Here is a 17,353-nt window from a genome sequence, read left to right as displayed (position 1 = left end):
TTTTTTTATTTAGCCAACTTTGCCAATGCGCGTTTTAAACGAGCAATTCCTTCATCAATATCTTGTTCAGGAATAATTAGAGACGGTGTAAAACGAACCACGTTTGGTCCCGCGATTAAAGCAAGCAAACCTTCTTCGCCCGCCCAAGTCGTAATGTCTTTCGCTTTTCCTGCATACTCAGCTTTTAATACGCAACCAATGAGTAAGCCTTGACCACGAATTTCTTCAAAAATCGGGTACTCAGTATTTAATTTATTTAATGCGTCTAGGAAATATTGATGACGATGTTTTACACCGTCAAGTACTTCAGGCGTATTAATAAACTCAAATACAGCCCCTGCTACCGCACTTGCTAACGGGTTACCACCATAAGTCGTACCATGTGTACCGACAGAAAAATGCGGAGCAAACTTATCGGTTGTTAACATTGCGCCGACTGGGAAACCACCACCTAATGCTTTTGCAGTCGTTAACACATCCGGAATGACACCAGAGTTCATGTAGGCATAGAGTTCACCAGTACGGCCAACACCCGTTTGTACTTCATCAAAAATCAGTAAGGCACCGAACTCATCACACAGTGCTCTTAAGCCTTTTAAAAATTCGATATCAGCAGGAATAACACCGCCTTCACCTTGAATCGGCTCAACAATAACAGCACATGTTTGCTCATTAATGGCTGCTTTTGCAGCTTCTAAATCATTAAAGGCAACATGGTTAATGCCATTTGGAAGTGGTGCAAAGTCTTGTGAATATTTAGGTTGACCACCTGCTGAAACGGTAAATAAGGTACGGCCATGGAAAGCATTGTTAAATGCCACAATGCCACTTTTACCAGCAATACCGCTGTCTAAACCAACTTTACGAGCCAGTTTTAAAGCAGCTTCGTTCGCTTCAGCACCTGAGTTACAGAAGAATACTTTATCTGCAAATGTATTTTCGGTGAGTTGTTTTGCAAGGCGTAGAACGGGTTCATTTGTATAACCATTGCCTACATGCCAAAGTTTTGTTGCTTGTTCTGTTAAAGCATTCACTGCCACTGGATGCGCATGACCTAATGCGTTTACTGCAATCCCGCCTGCAAAATCGATATATTCTTTATTTTCTTGATCCCAAATACGTGAACCTTCGCCACGTACCGGAATGAAATTTGCCGGTGCAAAAACTGGAACCATCCAGTCGTTAAAGTTGCTTCGAGTTACAGAAATTGGCTGTTCCATGCTTACCTCAGTATTTATTTAATATATTCGATAACACTTAAATTTGAATAATTCAGAAAAAGGGAATGAGCAAATAAACCCTATAACATCCTTTATATTTGCTCAAACCACTTTATCTAAAGTAATTTCCGCAGATTAGCCTGGGAAAATACCGCGTTCTTTACGAGCTTTTAAGATACGCTCACATGCCAAGATGTAAGCTGCTGTACGTAAAGTACAAGCATTGCTGTTTGCTGTATTCCAAACGTCATGCATAGCTTGAACCATCAACTTATCTAAACGCTCGTTGATTTCTTCTTCGGTCCAGAAGTAGCTCGCCATGTCTTGAACCCATTCGAAGTAACTTACAGTTACACCGCCGGCGTTACATACCACGTCAGGAACCACAACAATGCCACGCTCAACTAAAATATCTTCAGCTTTAGGATAAGTCGGGCCGTTCGCGCCTTCTAAAATCAACTTAGCTTTAAGTTTTTGAGCACGTTCAACAGTGATTTGGCCTTCTAGCGCAGCAGGAATAATGATATCTACATCTGCAGTCCAGAAATCTTCATCAGCAATTGCTTGCGCGCCAGCGAAACCACCAACACCACCTTGATTTGCATTTACGTGTTCACGTAATGCAACAAGATCAATACCGTCAGCATTGAAAATTGTGCCAGTGTGGTCTTGAACGTGAGTGATTTTTGCTTTTGATTCAACAAACAAGAAAGCAGCTTCACTACCTACGTTACCAAAACCTTGAACAGCGATTTTCGCGCCTTCAATTGGTAAATTGATTTTTGCAGCTACTTCGCGACCTGTAACGAATACACCGCGACCAGTTGCTTTCACACGACCTAAAGAACCACCTAAGTGAACTGGCTTACCAGTTACAACACCAGTTACTGTATAACCTTGGCTAGTAGAATAAGTATCCATCATCCAACCCATGATATTGGCATTTGTACCAACGTCTGGAGCTGGGATATCTTTTTGAGGCCCGATAATGTGACCGATTTCAGTCGTATAACGGCGAGTTAAACGTTCTAATTCACGATTTGAAAGTTTACGTGGGTCAACACGGATACCACCTTTTGCACCGCCAAATGGCAAGTTCAAAACAGCAGTTTTAATTGTCATCCATGCAGATAACGCCATCACTTCATTTAAATCAACGTTTGGATGGTAACGTACACCACCTTTACCAGGACCACGAGACAAGTTGTGTTGTACACGGTAGCCTTCAAAGTGCTGAATAGAACCGTCATCCATTACGATTGGCACGTCAACAATAAGCGCACGCTTTGGACGTTTTAATGTATCGATAAACTCAGCTAAGTGGTCTAAGTACGGAGCAACACGGTCAATTTGTGCCAAGTAAGTTTGCCATGCATCGCTATGTTCGTTTACGTATGAAAGATCTGACATCTTTTTTCCTATATACCTTCATAGACTCAGATTTGATAAATCCGTAGTCTTTATTATTCAGCAACTAAAACCTTGCAATAACAAAGTCTTAGTTTATTTACTAAACCTTCTGCTCTTCTAAAGCATTAGGTTTTTTAAATTCCATTTGTTGATACTAAAAGTATGATCTACTTTTATATATCGATATCTTTTACAAGCTTTCTTTCATTTAACTTACTGTTTATAAAGCTATCTTTATAAAAGCAAAGTTTAACCACAACCCACTTAATCCAGTCGGCTGAAATATAAATACAAAAGAAATGGCATAACCGTTTGGGAGTTAAAAAGAACGATGATTTATAAAAAAATCATATGTCCATAAAAATTATTTTGACTAATCGATAGATCCCTCCATTAGTCTTTTTAAAAATAAACATTGTTCAATAATGCTACAGATTAATTATCTCTACACATACCGCTTAAAATTAAGCCGGAACATAGCTATAAAATCTTCCAATAAATATAGCATAGAGCACACTCATTTAGAACATTTTAAAATAAATAAGCAGAGAAAAAATAATCAAATCGCACTAATCCTTATAATAAAAAAACAACAAATATTAAAAAAAGCTTAACTTTAATAAAAAAAATTTATAGGAAACATAAATTCATAATTTAAAAAAATATATCAAATTAAAATTATAAATAACAATAACTTAAAAATTAATCACCTTCATGAATTTGTCAAAAAATTATACCACCTCTACATTAAATCTATAATAAGTCCATTTCTAATTCATATTTTATAAAAACCCAAAAAGCTCTTTATCAAATAACCAAGCTAAACATAGACTTAATCAACTATTAATAATAAATAAATATTAATAAGAATCCGATCAATGGTAATTTTATAAAACAATATTTGTTTTCATGATTAAAAATAAAACTTCATTTTTAAAAAAAATACAGAAATTCTTTCTTTTGCAGTTCCTTTAAGGCACAAAAAAGGCCCCTTTCGGGACCTTTAAAAACACATTTTTCGACTAAAAAGCTTAGCTTTACACTAGATCTTTCTTTCGATAAAAAATGAAGTAGCTTGCATAGCATAAAATGATAAAAATAATGCAGCAGATAAAACCAACTTGCATAGATGGGTCAAACACCATACTGATACAGGTAACGATACAGAACAGCCCACCTACAATTGGAGTAAGAGGGAAAAGAGGTGCCGCGAAGCGTAAATCTTTTGCTGTTTTACCCGACTTATACCACTGTCTACGGAAGTTAAACTGTGAAACGCAAATCGCAATCCAAACCACAACCATTGTAAAAGCTGCAACGCCCAACAAATTCTTAAAAATTGTTTCTGGCGCGAATTGTTCTGAAAGCAATCCAGGAATTGCACCAAACATAGTTACAGTAATGGCAACAATCGGTGTTCCAGAAGGAGTTAATTTAGAAAATATTTTTGGTAATTGATTTTTTGCCGAAAGCGACCACATCATACGTGAAGCAGCAAACAAACCAGAATTTGCAGCAGATAGTAAAGCCGTAATAATTACAAAGCGAATAATGTCTTCTGCGTATGGAATACCAATATAGTTAAATACCGTCACAAAAGGACTATTACTTACTTCATTTGCACTAAGGCCTGCAAGCTGGAACGGCAGTAATGAACTAATCACCACAATTGTACCAACAAAGAAAATCAGTAAACGCCAAATAGCCGCATTGATTGCTTTAGGAACTGTCTGTGCTGGATTCTCGGCTTCCCCCGCCGCTACTCCAATTAATTCTGTGCCCGAAAAAGCAAAGTTAACAATCAGCATAGTAGCAAAAATTGGAAAAAGACCATTTGGAAACCAACCGTGAGCAGTTAGGTTACTAAACAATGGCGCTGTTTCATGTCCGTGGTAAGGAATAAAACCAAAAATTGCCAGTAGACCCAAACCAATAAAACAGATGATTGTAATAACTTTGACGAGTGCCAACCAGAATTCAGATTCGGCAAATAATCGAGTTGAACTAATATTAAGGAAAAAAACTAAGGCGCCAAAAAAAAGAGTCCAAGCCCATACCGAGGTAGATGGAAACCACTCCTGCACCAATAAAGCTGCCGCAGTAAACTCAGTCCCCAAAGTTGCAGTCCAAGTTAACCAATAGAGCCAAGTAATCATATAGCCCGTACCCGGACCAATATAACGGCGGGCGTATTCACCAAAAGAACCTGATTCCGGTACATGAACCGCAAGCTCACCAAGACATAACATCACGGTATAGGCAATTAAACCGCCCAAAAAATAAGAAATAATTGCGCCAATTGGGCCTGCTTGGGAAATTACATCACCAGACCCTAAAAAAAGACCTGTACCTATGGCACCGCCAAGGGAGATCATCACCAAATGTCGAGTACTCATTGCTCGTTTCAAAGGTGCAGAACTTCCATGTTGCGATGCATCATTATTCCGATAATTTAATGATTGCATATAAAAAACTGTAACGACAATTTAGTAAAAAATCATTTTAGGAGAAAAAAATAAATATGCAATTATCTTTGAATAGTGAACTTATTTTAACCAAGCTCTTCAGGTAAAAATAAAATATATAATAAAAACATTTAGTTATATTTTTTTATAGCTAGGACTGTATTTTAATTAATCTTATATTATTTCTATAATTTATGTATTAGGAAAACCCATTTATCTTTAAATATAGTATTTATATATATTACTAGTTATGCCTACTTTAAATACAGCAGATCACCATATAATAAACCTACTATTTATTTAAATAATGAATTTTAAAATAATATACAAATAAGTTTATAAAAAAATATTTTTTAAGCAAAAAATAAAGCCCAAACCTAAAGGTCTGAGCTTTATTTAAACACTATAAAGTTTTAATAGCTGATGGTGGTCAACTGCTCTGTAGGTTGAATTGAACCTTCCGTAAATTCACACAGCCCTTGTTCATCACAAGATAAATTTAGTTGCTTATAGCTAATCGCAAAAGAATCCGAATATTTTTTGATTACAAAAGGACTCATATCCGATGTTAAAGGCTCTTCACTCTTGAACAATTTAATAATCTTACGATCATTCATCGCTAACAAATAAACTTCATTATTTAATTCAATATGCACTACACCGGTTTGCTCAGCCACAATTGGAACCAAATAAGATTTATTCACCAGTAGAGTATCTACTGTATAACTTTCAAACTTTGAATTGATAAGGTTAAATACCAAAATTAAACCAAAGCTAGTCTGCAAGCCTTCTGTGTAATTTGCATCTTCTTGAATTCGCAGCACTTTAATACCAAGCTTTTGAAAATCCAACTCAGTTGCTTGATTTGTTTTTATCAGACTACGTGTAATAGCCTGTTTAAGTGGGTTATCAAAATAACGTTCATCTAACTGAAAATCATTTTGACGCAATATTTTTAACAACATTTCATCATGTTGGGTAAGAACATGCGCAAGTACATTACGGAAGTAAAACTTACTTTGTTTTTTGACCTTACGAACTTGCTGATAAAAATAGATTTCATCGAAATCATGTTCAATAAAATCATGTAATAAACTTGAACTAGCCAATACAGACAATGCTTCATGACCAGTAAATGGCAAATGAATCGTATGTAAGCTTGGTAACAGCTCTTTTATTTTTAAGTAATGTTCACGGTCAATCGAGAAATATGGGTCATAAACAATAACGTATTCACGCGCTGAATCGACATCTTGCGGCTGAATCTGCATGTCCTTGTTTGCTACCGAATCAAAAAACTCAGCGTAGCGTCGGTCTTCAACATGCTCTGGGTCAATTGAATATTGAGGCACAAATGCAATCACACGGTTCATATTCAATAAATTAGAATATTTGATTGCCGCATAGCCGCCCATTGAACCGCCATAACCCACAATATTTTTAAAGCCTTCTAGAATAGGCGAAATTGCTTTTGCCAGCTCAATCATGCTTGCTTGAGGAAACCATGATTTTTGTTTTGGCATTACCCCAATAACATTATATTGGTATTTAATTAGAGACTTTTCAGCATTGATAGATAAGCCACTCGCTCGGGTAATCAAATCGCCAAAAGAGAGAACTAATGTATTAGAATCGCCTGGTAAAAAAATGGCTCTAATGTGTTCGTCTTCAAAAATAATTTGCTTATCCATGCTCACACCGAAAGAAAATTTACTCCCACATACAACGTCAAAAATGAAACAAAATAGGTGTTTTGCCAATTTATGATTGCGGAGTATCTTATTTTATAGATGCCAGTCAGATTAAAAAGCGCAAAATATGACACAATCCTTACATCCTGCCGCTCAAAAAGGCTTCAGCTCAGCTGCTGAACTATATCAGCAAGTTAGACCCAATTATCCCGCAGAAATAGTAAGTTGGCTGCAAAATTGCCTACAAATACAGGAAAACTCTACTGTTATTGATCTTGGATCGGGTACTGGCAAATTCTTACCCTACTTAAAACAAACACATGCTGATGTTATTGCAGTTGAGCCAATTGGCGAGATGTTACAGCAGCTTCAACAAGTTTATCCTGATATTCAAACATTACAGGCTTTTAGCCATTCAATTCCTGTAGCAAATCATAAAATTGATACCATTATTTGTGCGCAATCTTTTCACTGGTTTGACAACCTCGACACCCTAACAGAAATGCATAGAGTATTAAAACCACAAGGACATTTAGGGCTCGTTTGGAATCAACGCGACGAACGTACAGATTGGGTCAAGGCTTTAGCTGATTTCCTACTTCCACTTGAAGGCGATACACCTCGTTATCATAGTGGAAAGTGGAAACGCGTATTTGAACAACAAGATTTATTTATATTTGATAGCCTGCAAACATTCACACAGTCACAACATGGTTCTGTCGAACAAGTCGTGAGTAAACGTTTACTCTCTACGAGTTTTATTGCTGCAATGACTGAAAAAGATCAATTACAACTCAAAGCACAGTTTGAAAAAATTGTTTATGATTTTACTGGATTAGGTCCTCAAGATCAGATTGATTTTCCATATGTTACGTATGCATATCACTTTCAAAAAAGTACGTTACCCGTTAAATAATTAGTGAATAGGTTTGGTTGAAAGTTATGAAGAAAACACCTCAAATCATATTAATGTCTTTGCTTTGCTCTAGCCTATTTCTGACTGCTTGTAAAAAAGCGGATGAGCCTGCTAAGACGGAGCAACCTTCTGCCACCTCATCTACCGATCAGGTTTTAGAAAAACTAAATGAAAGACCTGTTAAGACCTTCCCTGCCACTGCTAATGATGCACACGATATTGCGCTCTTAGAGGATTATGACCGCCGCTTTACAGAAATGAGTGACGAGATGGAAAGTGAATTAGCAAAAATGCATGAAGCTGGAACCCTCACTACAGAGTTTGAGCAACAGCGTACTCTCGATAATGTGCGCTCTTCTCTGACCATGTTAAAAGATTTAGATTTAAAAACTGAGCAAGGTCGTTACATTCAGGGTCTACTTTATCAATATTGGGAAAACCAAGAAAAACACTTGAGTGATAAGCAAGCCACTAAAGATGAACAGATCAATGATCTTGCCGACTATTTACAAGCGCAAAATCAATTAAAATATTGGAAAGCATCGCAACAGAAATAAGCAATGTAGTGGTTATAAAAAAGCCTTCAAACTTATGAAGGCTTTTTTTCAAATTATATATTTTGCTTTTCAACCCAATGAATTGCCTGAACGCGGAATAACTCACATGCACCATCACCCGTATCAGTCGGCGTAAGTGAAGATTTCCAGACCAAATTTTTGTCCTTAATCTCGACAAGGTCACCTTTAAGATAGACCAGATCACCACGTTTAACCTGTTTAATCTGCTGAGCAATCTCAGGGTTCGCAGGAATGATGTGCATGTTAGACACCATTTGCATTGCTTGCTCTGCTGGAACAGGTAATTTAGGAATTTTCCAGTTTAAATAACGGTCATATTGTTTCACTGAAATATGACGTGCGATTTCAGGCTGTGCAAACAATCCCCAACTTACGGCATAGTCAATAGGAGAAAATTTAGCTTGTTCATCATTTTGATAAACTTTTGAACCCAAGATTCTAAAATTGCCTTGAAAAGGTTGTAATACAGAAATAGATTGATCTTTTTCTATCGGGCTCAAACCATTGGCAATATTATATTCACTTGAGGTCGATGCAAATGTTGAACTCATGCCAATCGCGGCGAGTAAGCCCATCATCAAACGTTGTTTTTTCATCGTGTTACACCTCAAATATTGCTAGATCAAAGTGAATAGATCTTCAATTTATAATAGCTTTAAGCGATGAAAAAAATATCGAAATTTAGTAACAATACAGATCAATTTCGTCTATTTTTGTGCTGAATTAAACAGCTTGTTAATCTTCGAAATCTATTCTCAACGTTTCAAAACGAACCTTACCTTGTTGAACAGCTTGAGCAATTGCCTGTTGACCCTTTGTAAGTCTAGCTCCACCACTTTTTACATCGAGCAAAATAATATTGATGTCTTCTGCCGTACCATCGCCATCGCGAAAATCGGTATATCCATCAAAGATAATATAGTCCACCGGATCGCCCATGAATTTTGCATCGCTTGGTAAATACTGAAATTCAGGTAAAACCGGAGCAAATTGTTCTGCCATTTTTCCTTTCAACACCGCACGACTTGTATTTACACTTCTCTTTTGTGCTTGAGTAAGCGCTTGTTGATGCTCTAGTTCAAGTTCAGCAATATATTGCTCATATTCAGCCTTAATTCGTCCATTACGTGTATTTGATAAAATAAGAGTAGTGATAATGATGCCAATTCCAGCACCAATAAGCATGGCAAGCCATACAGACATAAATTTTCCTTAAAAAGCACGAATTAAGATTACAGATCTAATCATATCTAAAATAACGAAACAGCTTAAACTTTTGTCAAATGTGGTCATCTCCTTCACATAAAAAGATGCTAAGGTATAAAACATAAACAAATGTGCTGCTGAAAATAATTGGATTTATGAAAACGATACTTATTGCAAATCAAAAGGGCGGATGCGGAAAAACCATGACGGCCATTACGTTGGCAACAGCATTGGCACAAAAAGGATATAAAGTAGCATTAGCAGATTCGGACAATCAAAAATCGGCTTTACAATGGTTAAAACAGCGCCCTGATACCGTTGTAACGATTCAAAGCCTAGACTGGCGTCATGAGAAATCAATTGGTGATGCACCCAAAAATCTGGACTATTTAATTATTGATGCGCCTGGTGCACTTTCAGGTGAGCATGCTGAACAACTTATTAGTGAAGCTCATGCCATTATTACTCCGCTTCAGCCTTCATTTTTTGACATAGACAGTACTCGTCGATTTTTGAAGCATTTACAAGATATTAAACGTATTCGCAAAGGCAAAGTACAGATTTTGCTTCTTGCTAACCGTGTAAAACCAAACAGTGCAAGCTCAAAAGATATCCAGCAGTTCTTTGAAAAAATTGAACAGGAACCTGTTGCATGGATTGCTGAACGCACTGCCTATGGCAGCTTAGCAATGCAAGGTTTAAGCATTTTTGATAAACCGCAAAAGAACTTTATTAGTATCCAAAATCAATGGCAACCTGTTCTAAACAAGTTAATTGAAGATAAAGCTGAGTGGTTTTAAAGGAATTTTAGCCTTTGAAACTGGATGTATAAGGTTCTTTACATTACGGCCTTAAAATTTGCCTCAGGTTATTTTTCAGTTAATATGACTTTATTCTATGTAGAAAATTAGAGAAATATTGTTCGTGCATCCATACGCTCCTAATTTACAGCGCGTTTTATTGTTTGGGCTGTTTTTTATTTTGATTTTTTTAGGATTTAATATCCTGAAATATTTTATTGTTCCTGTACTTTGGGCTGCCATCATTGCATATATGACTTGGCCTATTTATTTAAGAATTCAGCGTTTTTTTGGAGAATCACGTAATACTTTAAACGCAACCCTGATGATTAGTCTGGTCATTTTGGTAGTTGGTATCCCCTTTACATGCGCGGTTTTTATTTTGCAGCATGAGGGACGTAACTTATATTTTGATTTACAACGTCAGGTTTTTTCGGGTCATTTAAGCGTTCCAGATTTTATTCGTGATCTTCCTTTTGTAGGAAAAGAGATTTCTCGTACACTCAATGAATTAAATAACGATCCTAATAGTACGATTCAAAATATCGCAGCTTGGGTACAAAGCCATTTAAGTTATGGCCGTGTGCTGCTTGGTGAAATTAGTAAAAATATTGTCAAACTTGGCTTTGCAGTATTTAGCCTATTTTTCTTCTATCGTGATGGTCAAATGATTTTATCTCAAGTGAGTAAAGCTTTAGAAATGGTCATTGGCCCTCGTATTCATCATTATCTCGATACAATTTCTGAAACAACTCGTGCAGTAGTCTATGGTGTGGGTTTAACTGCAATTGCTCAAGCCGTTTTAGCTGGATTAAGTTACTTCGTAGCAGGTGTACCAAACCCTATGGTACTCACTATTGTTACTTTCTTATTGGCTTTAATTCCATTTGGTACTCCAATTTCTTATTTAGGCGTTGGCTTATGGTTGTTCTCTCAGGGACAAACTATGGAGGCAATTGGTGTTGTGGTTTGGGGTGTGCTGATTGTCAGTAGCTCAGATAATGTGATTAGACCACTCGTCATTTCTGGTGCCACCAAAATTCCGTTCTTATTAATTATGTTTGGTGTATTAGGCGGTATTGCGAGTTTTGGCTTGGTTGGATTATTTATTGGTCCTGTAATTTTGGCTATTTTACTGGCAATTTGGCGTGAATGGTTACATGAGACGATTGAGCCTGAACCTATGCCAAAAACGACCATGATTTATGATTCTGAGGGTGAATCGTCTAATGATGAAAAGTGACATAGAGATTTAATTTAAAAATGTTTCTAGATACAAATTAACTATTTAAATTAACTTGTAGGTCAGACCTCTGTTTGTTTGAATCAAACAATCATATATATTTATAAGGACATCCAATCATGCAGATGTTTAATAAAATTGGCGCAGTCTGTGCGCTTACAGCCCTTTTTACCGTTGGCTGTAGTTCGGTAACTAAAACTGTATCTGACACAGCCCAAGCATTAACCTCAATGCATACAAAAAAAGTGGTCGATGTAAATGAAGTGACAGCTAACGGTATTGGCAAAAAAATAGGTACGATTAGCTTTCAAGATAGTGACAAAGGTTTAATTATTACCCCTGCTCTTGCTGACTTACCAAGTGGTACTCGTGGTTTCCATATTCATGAAAACGCTTCTTGTGCACCTGCTGTAAAAGATGGAAAAACTGGCGCTGCTTTAGCTGCGGGTAGCCACTATAACCCGAACCAAGCCCCTCATCACGGTACTCCAACGACTGGCCATTTAGGCGATCTACCTGTTTTAGTTGTCGATAATACAGGTGTTGCAACAACTGCCGTAATCGCACCTCGATTAAAACTTGCTGATATTCAGGGTCGAGCGATTATGATTCATGCGGGTGGCGACAATTATTCAGACTCACCTCAACCTCTTGGCGGTGGTGGAGCACGAATTGCATGTGGTGTGATTAAATAATTTATATATTTTTCAAATTGTGGGTATCTAAAAAGATATCCACAATTTTGTTAATTTATTGATCGTTACAACTTGGTTTAAGTCTAATAAAATCTTAAAAAATGACTGACTTTTGTAGATAAAAAGAATAATATTTTTGAAGTAATAAAAATTTAAAGTTACATACTGCTTTCTCACGTATTCTCTAATTTAGAACAAAAGCCGTGAATTATCTGACCCAAATATTTAATAGCTTTAAGACCAATTCTATTTTAATTTATTGCCTGCAAATTCTGATTGTACTCACTGGCACAACTTTAGGTTTGCTGTGGCTGGGCTATAATCAACTTATTGTTCCCGTAACCTTAGGCGCAATTGCAGCAGCATTAACAGACTTTGATGATCGTTTAAGTATTCGATTACGCAACTTGGTCTATGTCTGCCTGCTCTTTTTTACAGTCAGTAGTATTCTTGGCTTTTTAGCTCCTTACAAAATTTTCTTTATTTTATATCTCTCTATCTCAAGCGCTTTTTTTATATTACTAGGCGCCTTAGGGCAACGTTATGCCACGATTTCTTTTGGCACGATTCTGCTCTCTATTTATAGTATGTTCGGTTTAGGCGAATACGCACATTGGTATCAACAACCTACTTATTTTGTTTATGGTGCTCTGTGGTACGGTTTAACTTCTATTTTATTTTTTATTATTAAACCGACACTTCCCTTACAAGATAAGCTCTCACAAATTTTTAAAGAAATTACTGTTCTACTACAAGCAAAAGCTCGTTTGTTTGATCCGGACAATAAAGAGAATGTTGAGCAGCTTTTATATGAATTATCTCTACAAAATACGCAAGTTGCCCAAAGCCTCAATCAAATACGCAGTTCACTACTTACTCGGCTCAAAGCTTCCAGAGTCAGTAATAAAAGTATCTATTGGCTAAACCTATATTTTTTCGCCCGAGATATTCACGAGCAAGCAACTTCTAATTATTTACATTACGAACATATTCAACAGAATTTTAGCCGTAGCGATCTTATTTTCCGTTTCCAAAAAAACCTGCGCCTACAAGCACAAGCATGCCAAGACTTAGCTCAATGTATTTTATATAACCAGCCATATCAGCCTTCGCAAGAAAGTCAGAAAGTACTAGGACATTTGGAAAGTTCTTTAAAAAATTGGATACAACAACATCCACAAAATTTTGAAGTTAAAAATTTAAAACTTATTTTTGATAATTTAAAAGGAATGCATGAACAGTTTGAACAACTGCAATATGCCCAACCTGTTCCTGAAAATAGCACTCAAACAAGACAAGAACACTTAAATTTACTTGATGATGATATTCAAGGATTTTCAGATCTTATCTTAAAAATTCGGCAACAACTTACGCCACAGTCAGCGCTGTTTAGGCATGCCATACGAATTGCTGTGGTTTTCGCCGCAGGTTATGCAATTTCACTGTTACCCTTTGCGCAGCATGGCTACTGGATTTTACTCACCAGTTTGTTTGTCTGTCAGATTACTTATTTTGCGACTAAAAGCCGTCTTAAATTAAGAACGATTGGTACCTTACTCGGCGTTTTATTAGGAATACCAATTTTATATTTTGTACCGAGTATTGAAGGCCAGCTCATCATTACAATTATTTGTGGAGTTTGCTTTTTTTACTTACGTCAAAAGAAATATGCTTTGGCTACGCTCATGGCCACCCTTATGGTGCTATTAATTTTCAACTTAAAAGGCGCTGGCTACAGTATTATTTTGCCTCGACTGATAGATACCTTATTAGGCTGCTTTATTGCATGGCTCGCCGTAAACTTTATTTGGCCCGACTGGAACTTTCGAAACATCCCCAACAATATTAATAAAAGCAGCAAAGCGACCTTAGATTATTTCAATGTGATTGTTGAGCAATATCAATATGGCAAAAATCAGGATATAGAGTACCGCCGAATTCGTCGTGCTGCACATAACGCTCAAATTGAACTATCGAATATGATTTCAAGCCTGAGTGCTGAACCCAACCCGAACCCTCAACTCATCCACTATGCTTTCCGTTATTTGGTTTATAGCCACAGTCAACTGAGTTACGTAGCAGCATTAGGAAGCCAACGACAGAAAATTGATGATCAACAAGTATTACAACTCTTACTGGATTGTCAGCAAATTCTTAAACAGAGCTTATTTGATCCGGCTTATATTGATTTCAATTTCCTTGAGCAGACTTTAGCGCAAATTCAAAGCCTAACTACCCATGAGCACTTTTCAGAGAATTACACACTCGTGTTAAAACAAATTAGCTTATTATTAGAAACCTTGCCTGAATTATTAACCCTTAAAGGCAAACTTTTAGAACAAGAGATTAAATAGATATAGATTTTTATTGAGGATAAAAATGCATTTCCCAAAAATTCCTTCGATTCTTTCCGTGATTTTAATAATGCTGAGTAGTAGTTCTTATGCGTTTGAAAGGAATGATTTAAAAGAGATTATTGAGTGTCAATCTGATTACGCGACCTATTCAGATTTTGGTTCTGAATATGACGAGAATTTAACAGCACTTGGCTTTAAAAGAGTTGAAGATTCAGACCAACCTTTCATTTATTTGTATAAAACCAATCAACCTATTGAGCTATTTGGCTTAAAGACAAACGAGATTGCTTTGGCTGGTCAAGGTATAACTGCTGTTTTTCGTAATGTAAATGTTCAGCAACTTTCAAAGAAATTTGATATTCCTCAACATCCTGATTTTACAATGCTTCCTCTGTTTAGAGGGGTACGTACAATTAAAACAGAACCCGCCACTTCAGATTCGGTTACTTTTTACCATAATTTGAACTTATCAGAAATGAAAGGGAAAAAGCCAATGGTACTGTTAGGTTGTACCTATGAAGCAGACCGTGAAGAAATGGAAAAAATGTTACAAGAATAAAAAAATACCGGAATATCAATTCCGGTATTTTTTTATTTAATTGTTGCCTTGTTGCAGTCTTTCTTGCATTTCCTGCTTCAAAGCACTTCGCGGTTGGCTAAACCAAAGAACAATAAAGGTAAATGCAGACAATGCAAAAGCCCATAAATGAAATTGTGTATAGAGATAACGTACAAGTTCAATCATTGCAAAGAAGCTCATCATCAGTAACATTGAAACTGCTGCTGCAACAGTTCCTTTTGAGACCTCAGATGACATGAGCGCAAAACGATACAAGACCGAGAAACTAATCCCCTCACCAAAACAAATCAGTGTCATGCCTGTAAGCAAACATGGTATGAGATAGGTTTGCCACACTACACCTAATATTAAAATGAGTGTACCGGTTAGCATAATCGGCAAACCCATCATGACGGTTTTACCCAAAGGCAAACGGTCAATAATTTTGATTAAGACAATGTTGCCTACGATTAAACCCCAAAATACGGGGAATTGAGCTAAGCCATATTGCACACTGGTGAGCTTTAATTCATCTACTAAAATGATTGGAGATAAAGCAATCCATAGCATTAAAGGCATACCCACTAAAGGTAATGCGAGGCTTAAACCTAAAAAACGGCGGTTGGCAAACACCTTTTTAAAATCATCAAAAAGATAACTAAAAGGTTGCTTGGTTACACTGACTTGCTGGCTTGGCATCTGTTTTTTCAACCCGATCCAACTGAGTAATGCCAATACAGCGATGGCGACAAAGCCCCAGTGCCATGACACATAATCAATTAAGAAAGCGCCAAGTACAGGTCCTAGCAAGGGTGCAAGTAATGAGATATTTGCCATGAGTGCCATGACTTTAATCGCATCACGTTCAGCAAAGCTTTCTTGAATAGCCGCATAACCAACGGCTGAAATTACGGTTAAGCCAATTCCCTGCAAAAATCTTAAAGCTAGAAATTGCTCGATTTGCGTCGTCAGTAAAATTAAAAAACAGCATAGAGCAAAGAATAAAACTCCTGCTAATAGTACTTTTTTACGTCCGAGACGGTCCGACAAAGGACCAAGTAACCATGCAACAGATGCGCCACCTAATAAATAAAATGACATCGAAGATGGTGCCCAAGTTGCACTTACACCAAAATCTTCAGTAATTGCCAACATGGCTGGCTGAATCAGGTCATTACCAATATAAACCGCAAATTCAAATAGCACTAAGGCCAACGGAAACATCAACGTTGTACGGTTCAACGTTGTCGTTTGAATATTTTTCATGAGTTGTACACTTCAAAATAGCGGCCATATGTCTGTACGACTACCTATAAAATAAGATGTAGTCATGACGATGACATGTATGGTCAATCAATCTTTAGTTAAGTTGTTATATGCCGTGAGAGTGCATGTTTAGAGTGTGAAACACCGTATTCACAAGGTGTCTAAAACGAGAAAAAATATATGACGTGAGATTCGGTAATTTTTTACCAATTGGCACAATTGCCGAGCGCAACAATAGCACTTTTTAAATTGATCAGCAATCATGCAATTTCAAGAAGCTTAAATTTCAGTTTTTTGCACAAAAAGGCATGCAAATTATGGTTGTGCACAAACTCAAAGTTATCCACATATTCGATAATAAATTAAGCATCATGGGCAAGGATTAACTTGAAAGTCTGTAGTTTCCTCTCCTTTTGTACATTGATAACTTTGCTTTTTATTCACAATTTTCCAGATTTGCTGATCCCGTTTTAATAAATATTCAGTACGTGTTTTCGACACCGCATCTGGACTAGGCTCTGTTTGCAAAATAGTAACTTGCGCATTGGAAGGATCATCTGAAGCATTCATTTGCTGTGAAATATCTAAATTGCTTGCATCATTTAAAAGATCTGGTTGATCGAGTAATACAGCCTGTATAGGACTATCAGCGAGTTGAACAGAAGAATTTTGAGGTGGAGCACAAGCAGTTAATATACTTAGGCTGAAAATAATCAACAAACCATTCTTTTTCATCACTCTTCCCCTCTATTTACTCAAAATTAATGCTAAAGATAATAGGCCACTTTTTCCTTTTGAGCTTTGTAAATAGGCATAAATTTATTGATATTAATGAGATAGATTAATTTTAAATAGAAATCCAATAATAATTATTGATTTTTTATCAACAATATTTTTCCTATTCATGCATTTTTCTACAACAGTAAATCTCATAGAGTATGCGTCAA

General features: G+C 36.6%; 15 protein-coding genes. 7 read left to right on the top strand and 8 right to left on the bottom strand.

The window, feature by feature from the left end:
* Positions 1 to 5 precede the first annotated feature (5 nt).
* The 4 genes from JGE69_RS11605 to JGE69_RS11590 form a co-directional block, all read right to left on the bottom strand.
* Positions 6 to 1,220 carry an aspartate aminotransferase family protein gene (locus JGE69_RS11605; protein ID WP_199113520.1) on the bottom strand — a complete coding sequence of 405 codons (1,215 nt, stop codon included), beginning with the start codon at positions 1,218 to 1,220 and terminating at the stop codon, positions 6 to 8.
* A 135-nt stretch (positions 1,221 to 1,355) separates the two neighbouring features.
* Entirely contained in the window at positions 1,356 to 2,630 is a 1,275-nt protein-coding gene (locus JGE69_RS11600; RefSeq protein ID WP_017387023.1) for a Glu/Leu/Phe/Val family dehydrogenase, read from the bottom strand.
* A gap of 1,037 nt (positions 2,631 to 3,667) precedes the next feature.
* Positions 3,668 to 5,095, bottom strand: a complete 1,428-nt coding sequence (locus JGE69_RS11595) for an amino acid permease (protein WP_005078414.1) — start codon at positions 5,093 to 5,095, stop codon at positions 3,668 to 3,670.
* A gap of 413 nt (positions 5,096 to 5,508) precedes the next feature.
* The gene (locus JGE69_RS11590) at positions 5,509 to 6,786 is read right to left on the bottom strand and encodes a hypothetical protein (RefSeq protein ID WP_199113519.1); all 1,278 of its coding nucleotides are present in this window, start codon (positions 6,784 to 6,786) and stop codon (positions 5,509 to 5,511) included.
* 127 nt (positions 6,787 to 6,913) lie between these two features.
* Here JGE69_RS11590 and JGE69_RS11585 point away from each other — a divergent pair, with 127 nt between their 5' ends.
* Entirely contained in the window at positions 6,914 to 7,702 is a 789-nt protein-coding gene (locus tag JGE69_RS11585; RefSeq protein ID WP_032006328.1) for a class I SAM-dependent methyltransferase, read from the top strand.
* A 26-nt stretch (positions 7,703 to 7,728) separates the two neighbouring features.
* The gene (locus JGE69_RS11580) at positions 7,729 to 8,259 is read left to right on the top strand and encodes a hypothetical protein (RefSeq protein WP_080973524.1); all 531 of its coding nucleotides are present in this window, start codon (positions 7,729 to 7,731) and stop codon (positions 8,257 to 8,259) included.
* Between the two features lie 53 nt (positions 8,260 to 8,312).
* On the opposite strand, the gene JGE69_RS11575 is transcribed toward JGE69_RS11580, so the two are convergent.
* Both JGE69_RS11575 and JGE69_RS11570 read right to left on the bottom strand, forming a co-directional pair.
* Positions 8,313 to 8,876: a hypothetical protein gene (locus tag JGE69_RS11575; protein ID WP_017387028.1), complete on the bottom strand. Its 564-nt coding sequence runs from the start codon at positions 8,874 to 8,876 to the stop codon at positions 8,313 to 8,315.
* 139 nt (positions 8,877 to 9,015) lie between these two features.
* A complete protein-coding gene (locus tag JGE69_RS11570) occupies positions 9,016 to 9,483 on the bottom strand; it encodes a Holliday junction resolvase-like protein (RefSeq protein ID WP_002116954.1) in 468 nt (155 codons plus the stop codon).
* Positions 9,484 to 9,641: 158 nt separating this feature from the next.
* On the opposite strand from JGE69_RS11570, the gene JGE69_RS11565 reads away from it, so the two are divergent.
* From JGE69_RS11565 to JGE69_RS11545, 5 genes are all read left to right on the top strand, one after another.
* A complete protein-coding gene (locus JGE69_RS11565) occupies positions 9,642 to 10,286 on the top strand; it encodes a ParA family protein (RefSeq protein ID WP_016805948.1) in 645 nt (214 codons plus the stop codon).
* A gap of 124 nt (positions 10,287 to 10,410) precedes the next feature.
* A complete protein-coding gene (locus tag JGE69_RS11560) occupies positions 10,411 to 11,529 on the top strand; it encodes an AI-2E family transporter (protein ID WP_199113517.1) in 1,119 nt (372 codons plus the stop codon).
* Positions 11,530 to 11,654: 125 nt separating this feature from the next.
* Complete coding sequence (gene sodC / locus JGE69_RS11555; RefSeq protein ID WP_199113597.1) at positions 11,655 to 12,224, top strand: superoxide dismutase family protein; 570 nt, start codon at positions 11,655 to 11,657, stop codon at positions 12,222 to 12,224.
* Positions 12,225 to 12,427: 203 nt separating this feature from the next.
* Positions 12,428 to 14,578: a YccS family putative transporter gene (gene yccS / locus JGE69_RS11550; protein ID WP_199113515.1), complete on the top strand. Its 2,151-nt coding sequence runs from the start codon at positions 12,428 to 12,430 to the stop codon at positions 14,576 to 14,578.
* Between the two features lie 25 nt (positions 14,579 to 14,603).
* Complete coding sequence (locus JGE69_RS11545; protein ID WP_069124560.1) at positions 14,604 to 15,140, top strand: hypothetical protein; 537 nt, start codon at positions 14,604 to 14,606, stop codon at positions 15,138 to 15,140.
* Positions 15,141 to 15,176: 36 nt separating this feature from the next.
* Here JGE69_RS11545 and JGE69_RS11540 read toward each other — a convergent pair whose 3' ends face one another.
* Together JGE69_RS11540 and JGE69_RS11535 are read right to left on the bottom strand one after the other, a co-directional pair.
* Positions 15,177 to 16,406, bottom strand: a complete 1,230-nt coding sequence (locus tag JGE69_RS11540; protein ID WP_199113513.1) for an MFS transporter — start codon at positions 16,404 to 16,406, stop codon at positions 15,177 to 15,179.
* Between the two features lie 369 nt (positions 16,407 to 16,775).
* A complete protein-coding gene (locus JGE69_RS11535; protein ID WP_080750073.1) occupies positions 16,776 to 17,144 on the bottom strand; it encodes a hypothetical protein in 369 nt (122 codons plus the stop codon).
* Positions 17,145 to 17,353 lie beyond the last annotated feature (209 nt).

It is taken from the genome of Acinetobacter sp. C13, assembly GCF_016809775.1.
GTDB lineage: Bacteria > Pseudomonadota > Gammaproteobacteria > Pseudomonadales > Moraxellaceae > Acinetobacter > Acinetobacter pittii.
This window is presented reverse-complemented; position numbering and strand designations above follow the sequence as displayed.

Excerpts from the sequence above, each read along its gene's own strand:
- JGE69_RS11605 (WP_199113520.1), bottom strand. The coding sequence starts at position 1,220 with ATGGAACAGCCAATTTCTGTAACTCGAAGCAACTTTAACGACTGGATG.
- JGE69_RS11600 (WP_017387023.1), bottom strand. The coding sequence starts at position 2,630 with ATGTCAGATCTTTCATACGTAAACGAACATAGCGATGCATGGCAAACT.
- JGE69_RS11595 (WP_005078414.1), bottom strand. The coding sequence starts at position 5,095 with ATGCAATCATTAAATTATCGGAATAATGATGCATCGCAACATGGAAGT.
- JGE69_RS11590 (WP_199113519.1), bottom strand. The coding sequence starts at position 6,786 with ATGGATAAGCAAATTATTTTTGAAGACGAACACATTAGAGCCATTTTT.
- JGE69_RS11585 (WP_032006328.1), top strand. The coding sequence starts at position 6,914 with ATGACACAATCCTTACATCCTGCCGCTCAAAAAGGCTTCAGCTCAGCT.
- JGE69_RS11580 (WP_080973524.1), top strand. The coding sequence starts at position 7,729 with ATGAAGAAAACACCTCAAATCATATTAATGTCTTTGCTTTGCTCTAGC.
- JGE69_RS11575 (WP_017387028.1), bottom strand. The coding sequence starts at position 8,876 with ATGAAAAAACAACGTTTGATGATGGGCTTACTCGCCGCGATTGGCATG.
- JGE69_RS11570 (WP_002116954.1), bottom strand. The coding sequence starts at position 9,483 with ATGTCTGTATGGCTTGCCATGCTTATTGGTGCTGGAATTGGCATCATT.
- JGE69_RS11565 (WP_016805948.1), top strand. The coding sequence starts at position 9,642 with ATGAAAACGATACTTATTGCAAATCAAAAGGGCGGATGCGGAAAAACC.
- sodC (WP_199113597.1), top strand. The coding sequence starts at position 11,655 with ATGTTTAATAAAATTGGCGCAGTCTGTGCGCTTACAGCCCTTTTTACC.
- JGE69_RS11545 (WP_069124560.1), top strand. The coding sequence starts at position 14,604 with ATGCATTTCCCAAAAATTCCTTCGATTCTTTCCGTGATTTTAATAATG.
- JGE69_RS11540 (WP_199113513.1), bottom strand. The coding sequence starts at position 16,406 with ATGAAAAATATTCAAACGACAACGTTGAACCGTACAACGTTGATGTTT.